Source organism: Marinobacter sp. B-21, from assembly GCF_056857895.1.
In genome coordinates this window covers 1-7,805 of sequence record NZ_JBSXNZ010000032.1, presented here as the reverse complement: position 1 = coordinate 7,805, position 7,805 = coordinate 1, and the positions used below count along the sequence as shown (strand labels likewise).

Sequence of the window (7,805 nt, the reverse complement as noted above, 5' to 3'; positions counted from 1 at the left end):
ATGCATTGAGCTCGTTGCGCTCTTCCTCTGTCATCTTCAAAGGTATAACGGGTCGGCCCATTGCAGTAGCTCCATCAACATTTTCTGCAATTATAGCCTTTAATGCCAATTACTCGATGAACTTTTGTTAAGGTACACTAGCTGCAAACCAGGCCCGCACTTTTCAGTCTTAACAGCAGAGCCTGATGGAGGTTACAGTTTTGCCAGTGCCTCAGGCACTGGCGTGTCACCGGACACCACATCAAAGACGCGATTGGTGGCAGTGTCCAAATCCAGCACCGCCAGCAGGACGCGGGCAACATCCTGCCGTGGAATCGTACCGAAATCGTCCAGTCTCGCACTCACCGAAACCTTGCCCGTCCCGTCATCATCGGTCAGCCGACCCGGACGAACAATGGTGTAATTCAGGCCGCTGTTTTTCAGGTGCTCATCGGCGTTGTGTTTGGCCTGAAGGTAATGACGGAGTTTTTCCGGCCCCTTTTCCGGCTCCTCAGCTCGCATACTGCTCACCATGATAAAACGCTTTATACCCATGGCCCTGGCTGTATCCACCAGCCGGATAGCACCGTCCTGATCCACATCAATGGTTTTATCCGGCCCGGTATGCGGGCCTGAGCCAGCGGTAAAAATGACCGCATCGCAGCCTCTCATGGCTTCGCTACAGTCTTGCTCCAGATCGCCCAGCACGGTTTCCGTAGCACCCAACTGCTGCAATTCCGGGCCCTGATCCGGGTGCCGGATCAAGGCACGTGCCTCATGATCCCTGTCGGCCAATTCCCGTAACAGATGTTGCCCGATTTGCCCGTTAGCTCCTGCAATGAACACATGCATGGCGGATCTCCTGATTAGCTGATTGGCGTGCATATCTTTTATATGCCGAGTGCGCTGCACTTACAATTCAGGGCACCGGAGAGACAGTTTACGGGAATGTTACGGGAATGCGCGACACACGACTGGAGGGAGCTTTTGGATAAATCCGGGCGCTGGTCGCGGAAGGCGGCCGAACCCAGTGATACCCTGGACCTTGAGCGCGGCGTGCTTGCCCTTGAAGATCCCCGGTAGACCGGGCGGGTACATTAGCCTGCCATTCATAATCAGGGACCTGGCGGCGGCAGGATTTGCCACTGCCAGGCGCTTGATTGCTACGACATAGCGTCAAGTTTTTTTATCGCTTTTTTAAGTACCTTAACCGACTCGGCATGCTTCCCCTGGCTGTGCAGTGATTGGCCCTGATCACGGAGCGCTTTGATACTGGCTTCAGTCTTACTATCGAGTTGAGCTGACTGCAGTTGTTGATCAATCTGGCTAACCAGAGACGGGCACTGGCTGGCCAGCGCAGTGCCAGCTAGGAATACAGTGATTAATAGTGCAGCGAGATAGCGCATGAGACTTCCTCCTTTGGCGCACCCAGATAGCGTTGCTAGTCTGGTTACGATTTGACCAACTTCGGGCGGTTTAGTTCCGAAATCCGGGACAGATTTTCCGCCAGTAAATGGAATCGACCGGACCCGGGCGAATGAGCGGCAGCGCTGGATCTTAGCCCGCCAGCGCGGCCCGCACCTTCTTGCTCAGATGGCCCATGTCGACCCGGCCGAGCACCTGGGGGCGCAGGTTGTTCATGACACGTCCCATGTCCTGCATACCCTGAGCATCAGTTGAGCTGATGGCCAGTCGGATCAGGCCGTCCAGGTCATCCTCATTCAGGGCGGCGGGCATGAATTCCTCGATAATCACCATTTCCGCACGTTCCTTATCGCCCAGCTCCTCGCGACCGGCGGCATCGTATTGGCTGGCAGCGTCGCGGCGCTGCTTGAGCATTTTGTCCAGCACCTTCAGAACGTCCTCGTCACTCAAATCTCGGCGTTCATCAATCTCGATCTGCTTAACCGCGGCCTGAGCCATACGCAGGGTGACAAGCCGGGTTTTGTCCTTGTTCCGCATGGCGTCTTTCACGGCGCTGTTCAGTTGTTCCTTGAGTGTTGGTTCCGCCATTGTCGAGCTCCTGTTCTATGGGTTAAGGGGGACGGACTTCGCATAAAGCGAAAGGGTAGATTTAACGAAAAATCGGAAAAGGTTCAATCGTGGACAATGAAGGAGCCCCATAGGTTTCCTCCGGCTCGACGCCCTGTTAATTCTGTTAGAATCAATCCGAAACTTCCCCTCTGAAACCTTAACAGGCGCTCATGAATGAAACCCAACCCCTTTAATACCCGTATCGGTCTGGCTCTGGGGGGCGGTGCTGCCAAGGGCATTGCCCACATTGGCGTTTTGAAAGCCTTCGAAGAAGAGCAAATCAAGATTCACTGTATTTCGGGTACCAGTGCGGGGGCGCTAATCGCCAGCTATTACGCCTTCGGCCGCCCGGCAGAGTCCATACTGTCGATTTGTTCAACACTGAACCTGTCGAAGATTATCAACTTCACCCTTGAGCGTGGTGGCCTGTTCAGTACCAACACCATTCGGGAGATGATCCACCGGGATCTGGGGGATGTCCGGATCGAAGATGCCGACATTCCCCTGGCCATTTGCGCAACGGATATCGAAACCGGCGAGCAGTTGATCTTCAGGGAAGGAAACCTGGCGGACGCCGTCTGTGCATCCATGGCGGTGCCCGGCCTGTTTGTGCCGGTGGAGGTGGATGGCCGAATTCTGGTCGACGGAGGGCTGGTTGAAAATGTCCCGATTTCACCGTTGGCGAAAATGGGCGCAGGGATTACCGTGGCCATTGATCTGAGCCATGTCAGCCGGTACCCGAAGCCGGAAGATACGTTTGATGTGATCAGCAACGCCATCAACATTGGTATCGATTTTAATACCCGCAAGCAGTTGAAGAACGCAGACATAGTGGTGCCGCTGGATTTAAGCCGCTACAGCCTCACCAACAACGCCAAATGTGTGGACGAGCTATACCTGGAAGGCTACCACCCCATGAAGAAAAAGATTCGCCGGGTGCTCTGGTACAAGCGGATGAACGTCGCTATCAGCCTTTTAAAAACGGTCAGGACATTGCTGCCCTTCAAGATGCCCGAGATTATCAAAGACCTTAAACGGCACGCCTTTGGCGTCCGTAATCGAAGCGAACCGGATACCCGAACCCCAGGATCTTGAGCGGCCAAAGGGCTCTACCATGTTCCCACTCCCATTTCCCTGGCACTCTTGATCTGGCACCTTTGACCTGGCAACCCTTGATTTGGCAACTCTGATCGCGAAACGAGGAACGATGGAATTCACCTTTCTGGGCACATCTGCCGGCACACCGACACGGTCACGCAACGTAACCGCCCTGGCCCTGTCGCACTCCGGCTACAAACCCTGGTACCTGGTGGACTGTGGCGAAGGCACCCAGCACCAGCTGCTACGCGCTCACTACTCGGTGATGCAATTGCGGGCGATCTTCATCACCCATATCCACGGTGACCACACCTTCGGCCTGCCGGGGCTGCTCACCAGTGCCTCCATGCTGGGCCGCACAGAACCGCTGGACATCATCGCCCCCGTTCAGACTCAACGTTTCATCAACGCGACGCTCGAAAACAGCGATTCCAGCCTCAGCTATGCCCTGAACTTCACCGATTCCGAAGCGTCGGACTTCTGCTGGCAGGATGACTATTTCGAGGTGACGAACGTAGCGCTGTCCCATCGGGTACCCTGCCGTGCCTACGTGTTTACGGAGCGAAATCTGGAGCGACAACTGTTGCAGGGCAAGCTGAAGCAGGACGGTGTCGAACCCGGGCCCAACTGGGGCGAGTTGCAAAAAGGCAATGACGTAACACAGGAAGATGGCCGCCTGCTAAGAAGTGACGACTACACGCAGACTCCCCGCGTTGCCCGCCGCCTGATCGTCGCCGGTGACAATGACAACCCTGCCCTGCTGACCGACGCCTGCAAAGGCAGCCATGTGTTGATTCACGAGGCTACCTACACCCAGGACGTGGCCGACCGGGTTGGCCCCTGGCCACAACACAGCTCCGCCGAACAGGTGGCCCGGTTTGCCCAACAGGCCCAGTTGCCCAATCTGATACTCACCCATTTCAGCTCCCGCTACCAGTCCACGCCGGGCGGCACGCCCAACATCAACCACTTGGCAACCGAAGCCATGCAACACTACCGGGGCCAGCTATTTCTGGCCCGGGATTTCGACACTTACCGGCTGGAGAAGGATATGTCACTGATTTGTCTGAGCACAGAAAACCCTTTTTAAAGTGAACGTCCTGAAAATCATCTGTCCCAGTTTTCTCAATTGCGGTGTAATGTGCCAGACACTCACTTGCCTGCAGATACGCCTGTCACTATGCCCATTGTCACATCGCCCGAGCAGAACATCTCCGAAATTGAGATAGAGCAGGCAATCCGCTCCGGTATCGAGCGCTACTTTGACGACTGCCGGGCGCGGGTACCGGCGTTTATTGACCGCCATTTCCATTACCCCGGTGCCATCGCAACCAACCGGATGGCGCTCGGATGGGACATGTTGCGGGCGCCCGTTAATCTTCTGTGGGCGCCGGTGTACGCCCTGGCATGCCTGGTGAAAATTCTGGTTCCCAAACGAGCAGGCCTGATGTGGCTGCACGGTTTGGCAAATCGTGTACCCGCCGGTTTTACCACTCGGGTACAACAGCATATCTCGCACCTGATCCTGGTGGACCTGTTGAACAATGGTCAGGAGGGCCCGCTGCTGGAGAGCTATCTGATTGAGGCGCTGGAAGCGGTCTATGAGCGCCACACCTGCGAGCCGGTCGATCACCAGCAGTTCAACAAGCTGATTGAGCCGCTGGTGGCGGACACTCTCAGTCATTACCGGGTAACCCGCACGGCATCGGCCGATATCACCAACAGTATTACCTGCACGGTGCTGGGCGCGTTTGCCTTCCAGAAGTTTACCCCGGGTGGTATCGGGCTTGGGGTGGTGCTCGCATCCATGCTCGCAAAGACCCTGGCCGCCAGGGACTTTATTCTGGGTGAAACCATCGGCGGGTGGTACTACAGCGTATTTCCACCGGAGCCTTCGCTGGCGACAACAGCCAGCGTTATGGTCGCTGTCATGGCCTTATTGGCGGCGTTTGCGGCCTTGTCCGGTGTTATTTTTGATCCCGTTCAGGCGGCTGTCGGTTTGCATCGCCGGCGCCTGCACAAGCTACTGGACCACCTGCAGAGGGACGTCACACTCAGCACCCAAAGCAGCTTTCGCCCGAAAGACCAGTTTGTGGCGCGGATTCTGGACACGTTTGACATGATCAAGTCGGGTTTAATCTAACGAACGGAGTGTCTGCATGATTACAGTTCATCACCTCAACAATTCCCGCTCACAACGCGTTCTCTGGATGCTGGAAGAGCTGGGCGTGCCCTACGAGATCCAGCGTTACGAGCGTGATCCCAAAACCATGCTGGCGCCGGCAAGCCTCAAAAAGGTACATCCGCTGGGGAAATCACCGGTGATCACCGACGGCAATCTGGTGGTGGCGGAATCCGGCGCCATTATCGAATACCTTGCCCACACCTATGGCAAAGACACCCTGTTGCCGAAGGCCGGCGGCCAGGCATGGCTGGATTACACTTACTGGCTGCATTACGCCGAAGGCTCTTTGATGCCCCCGTTGGTGATGCGCCTGGTGTTTGAAAAGGTAAAAACCAGCCCGATGCCGTTTTTTATCAAGCCCGTAGCAAAAGGCATTTCCGACAAAACCAATGAAATTTTCATCGGCCCGATGATCAAGACCCACCTGGATTTTGTCGAATCCCACCTGGCCAAAAACACCTGGTTTCTCGGCGACAACCTCAGCGCGGCGGATATTCAGATGAGCTTCCCGCTGGAAGCCTCAGTAGCACGGGGTATCGTCGGCAAGAACCGGCCTCATATCACCGCCTGGGTGGCGCGAGTGCACGCCAGGCCTGCTTACCAGAGGGCGCTTGAGAAGGGCGGAGAATACGATTTTGCGTGAGTAGACCGCCAGGCAGGCGATCCCTGGTCCGGGGACATGGAGTTGAACCTGAGTGACTGAAACGCGTTGGTGCGTCGAACCATGATGCAGTAATCCAGCGAACCCAATCCGTTGAAGCTCACGCGCCAATGGGGATTCTTCTCGGCCCCGCCAGTGATGTAGTGCTTTGGACTGAACAATGGAACGTAGGCCTGCTTGATGGCCGTGATACCGTAGTGGTTTACGAGATGCGCGTAACCTGCGTATTGCATGCGCTTCCGTGTCTCCGCCTCTACAGCCAAGCTTTTTTACCCAATTGAAGCCTTTTTACACCAATCGTACTTTTTTTACACTTTTTCGGATTTGGAAAATAATTTTTACACACTCAGGAAACCGGGCCCCCCATTAGCCAGCCTCCCATAGCCCGGCTTTGTCATTCTTCCAAGTAGACACCCGCAAAAGCCCGAGGGTTAAAAATATCCTTGAAACTATGCTTGAACCTTAGCTTCTTGATGTCTTGGTGTCGTGGATTCACGACCATAATGTGCTCTAGCCCGCCTGATACGGCGCAGCTCGGCACAATCAGCCCAACCCCCTCAAGAGACTGGAGCCACTGATTGCCGATTTCCTGGGTGGATTCTGGATAAGGAAATGCAGACCAGTCCTCAGGGAGATCGCTCTCAATCAGCTCGCTGATTGCTGCATCGTCATCCAATTCATACAAGCCAAGTCTGTAGGATGGTGGAACCTTTCTCGGGCTGGCGGTGTAATTGGTCATCTCAAGCATGGCAACCGAAGCCGTCAGCCCAAAGTACATCACTGGTGTCTGAGGAAGGTTCCATCTCGCACCGTCTTCAAAAGACCCACCGAGCCCCGTGTAGTTTTCAAGAAATTTTTCCGGCGCGATTCGAAAAAGCCGCATTCAGCTGAAGTCCCCGTACTCGATTTTGCGGAGAACCTGGGACACCCAGCGCCTGCCCTCAAATGTGTCGAAAAGACTGATCGGCCTAACTCCGCCCAGAGCAGGCACTTCAGACTTCAGCCACTGCATTGCTGCATCTTCTGATTCCCAAACCTGGGCTGCTTGCCGCAGCAGTCGAACCGTATCCAGGACCTCCTCAGAATCTTCTCTGTTCAAGGCCTTTCTTTTGTAGATCCTGCTGAGGTTCGAGGAGGTGACACCGAGGATAGTGACAAAGGTGTCCCTGAGACCTGTCGCATCTATCAAGCCTTTAACCCAAGCGCCGGGAATTCCCGCCCTGGCTACCTCAATAAAGTTCTGGCGATTTTCGAAAATCTCAGGGGGAACCACGCCAAAAACCATCCCCTTCCTGGCAGATAGTTTCTTTACCCGGTTTGCCCCACCTTTGAGCTCATACTTCTCCAGCTCAGGATCGTAGCGAAGCTCAATACTTTTGATTTTATGGGTTTTTCCTGCTTTCAAGGCTACCCGCTTTTTGGGCTTTTCAACAGATGCGCCTTTAGCCGTAATCATCTCAATCACCTCACTTTGACGCCCTCATACTAGCATCATTTTGACGAATAAAAAGCATCAAAATGATTATTCTCGTACCTTGGTGAACCGGGGGAAATCTGCCCCGGTTTTCACGGTTTTCGTCAACTCCTGTCGTTACCAGCCAGCAGAAGATCCGGATTAAAGCCCATGATCACCGCACCCCAATGCTTGCCATCTACATGCACGGGGATCGATAGGTCGTTGAGAATTTCCCCCGTATCCCGGATATAGCCCGAATTATTCATAAAAAAAGGCGAACCTTGCTCAACCCATTGATATAATGGGAGTTACACCAATAACGCTTCGGAAGAAGCTAAACAAGGTTCGCCCATGTCCAATTCTATCCCAACTCAACTGCGCTTTCCTCCCTT

The 7,805-nt window shown here is 54.7% G+C and carries 10 protein-coding genes; 4 read left to right on the top strand and 6 right to left on the bottom strand.

Features of this window, described 5'->3' with window-relative positions:
* Positions 1-192 precede the first annotated feature (192 nt).
* The 3 genes from AC13C0_RS01205 to AC13C0_RS01195 all read right to left on the bottom strand — a co-directional run bounded on the left by AC13C0_RS01205 (position 193) and on the right by AC13C0_RS01195 (position 1,992).
* Complete coding sequence (locus AC13C0_RS01205) at positions 193-831, bottom strand: SDR family oxidoreductase (protein ID WP_117618057.1); 639 nt, start codon at positions 829-831, stop codon at positions 193-195.
* A 311-nt stretch (positions 832-1,142) separates the two neighbouring features.
* The gene (locus tag AC13C0_RS01200) at positions 1,143-1,385 is read right to left on the bottom strand and encodes a hypothetical protein (RefSeq protein ID WP_117618058.1); all 243 of its coding nucleotides are present in this window, start codon (positions 1,383-1,385) and stop codon (positions 1,143-1,145) included.
* A gap of 151 nt (positions 1,386-1,536) precedes the next feature.
* Positions 1,537-1,992 carry a GatB/YqeY domain-containing protein gene (locus AC13C0_RS01195; RefSeq protein ID WP_117618059.1) on the bottom strand — a complete coding sequence of 152 codons (456 nt, stop codon included), beginning with the start codon at positions 1,990-1,992 and terminating at the stop codon, positions 1,537-1,539.
* Between the two features lie 195 nt (positions 1,993-2,187).
* Between AC13C0_RS01195 and AC13C0_RS01190 the strand changes: the two genes are divergently transcribed.
* The 4 genes from AC13C0_RS01190 to AC13C0_RS01175 all read left to right on the top strand — a co-directional run bounded on the left by AC13C0_RS01190 (position 2,188) and on the right by AC13C0_RS01175 (position 5,939).
* Positions 2,188-3,108 (top strand): patatin-like phospholipase family protein, encoded by a 921-nt coding sequence (locus tag AC13C0_RS01190; protein WP_482953802.1) that lies wholly within the window; start codon positions 2,188-2,190, stop codon positions 3,106-3,108.
* Positions 3,109-3,220: 112 nt separating this feature from the next.
* Positions 3,221-4,201, top strand: coding sequence for a ribonuclease Z (locus AC13C0_RS01185; RefSeq protein WP_482953801.1), 981 nt, complete (start codon positions 3,221-3,223; stop codon positions 4,199-4,201).
* Positions 4,202-4,291: 90 nt separating this feature from the next.
* On the top strand, positions 4,292-5,254 hold the full coding sequence (locus tag AC13C0_RS01180) for a DUF6635 family protein (protein WP_341582489.1): 963 nt from the start codon (positions 4,292-4,294) through the stop codon (positions 5,252-5,254).
* Positions 5,255-5,270: 16 nt separating this feature from the next.
* Positions 5,271-5,939 (top strand): glutathione S-transferase family protein, encoded by a 669-nt coding sequence (locus tag AC13C0_RS01175; RefSeq protein WP_482953800.1) that lies wholly within the window; start codon positions 5,271-5,273, stop codon positions 5,937-5,939.
* Between the two features lie 412 nt (positions 5,940-6,351).
* Here the strand turns inward: AC13C0_RS01175 and AC13C0_RS01170 are convergent, their stop codons facing one another.
* The 3 genes from AC13C0_RS01170 to AC13C0_RS01160 all read right to left on the bottom strand — a co-directional run bounded on the left by AC13C0_RS01170 (position 6,352) and on the right by AC13C0_RS01160 (position 7,679).
* Positions 6,352-6,840 carry an RES family NAD+ phosphorylase gene (locus AC13C0_RS01170; protein WP_117618064.1) on the bottom strand — a complete coding sequence of 163 codons (489 nt, stop codon included), beginning with the start codon at positions 6,838-6,840 and terminating at the stop codon, positions 6,352-6,354.
* Positions 6,841-7,413, bottom strand: a complete 573-nt coding sequence (locus AC13C0_RS01165; protein ID WP_205422287.1) for an antitoxin Xre/MbcA/ParS toxin-binding domain-containing protein — start codon at positions 7,411-7,413, stop codon at positions 6,841-6,843.
* A gap of 122 nt (positions 7,414-7,535) precedes the next feature.
* Complete coding sequence (locus AC13C0_RS01160) at positions 7,536-7,679, bottom strand: hypothetical protein (RefSeq protein ID WP_482953799.1); 144 nt, start codon at positions 7,677-7,679, stop codon at positions 7,536-7,538.
* Positions 7,680-7,805 lie beyond the last annotated feature (126 nt).

Coding starts and splice junctions, on each gene's coding strand:
- AC13C0_RS01205 (WP_117618057.1), bottom strand. CDS start 831: ATGCATGTGTTCATTGCAGGAGCTAACGGGCAAATCGGGCAACATCTG.
- AC13C0_RS01200 (WP_117618058.1), bottom strand. CDS start 1,385: ATGCGCTATCTCGCTGCACTATTAATCACTGTATTCCTAGCTGGCACT.
- AC13C0_RS01195 (WP_117618059.1), bottom strand. CDS start 1,992: ATGGCGGAACCAACACTCAAGGAACAACTGAACAGCGCCGTGAAAGAC.
- AC13C0_RS01190 (WP_482953802.1), top strand. CDS start 2,188: ATGAAACCCAACCCCTTTAATACCCGTATCGGTCTGGCTCTGGGGGGC.
- AC13C0_RS01185 (WP_482953801.1), top strand. CDS start 3,221: ATGGAATTCACCTTTCTGGGCACATCTGCCGGCACACCGACACGGTCA.
- AC13C0_RS01180 (WP_341582489.1), top strand. CDS start 4,292: ATGCCCATTGTCACATCGCCCGAGCAGAACATCTCCGAAATTGAGATA.
- AC13C0_RS01175 (WP_482953800.1), top strand. CDS start 5,271: ATGATTACAGTTCATCACCTCAACAATTCCCGCTCACAACGCGTTCTC.
- AC13C0_RS01170 (WP_117618064.1), bottom strand. CDS start 6,840: ATGCGGCTTTTTCGAATCGCGCCGGAAAAATTTCTTGAAAACTACACG.
- AC13C0_RS01165 (WP_205422287.1), bottom strand. CDS start 7,413: ATGATTACGGCTAAAGGCGCATCTGTTGAAAAGCCCAAAAAGCGGGTA.
- AC13C0_RS01160 (WP_482953799.1), bottom strand. CDS start 7,679: ATGAATAATTCGGGCTATATCCGGGATACGGGGGAAATTCTCAACGAC.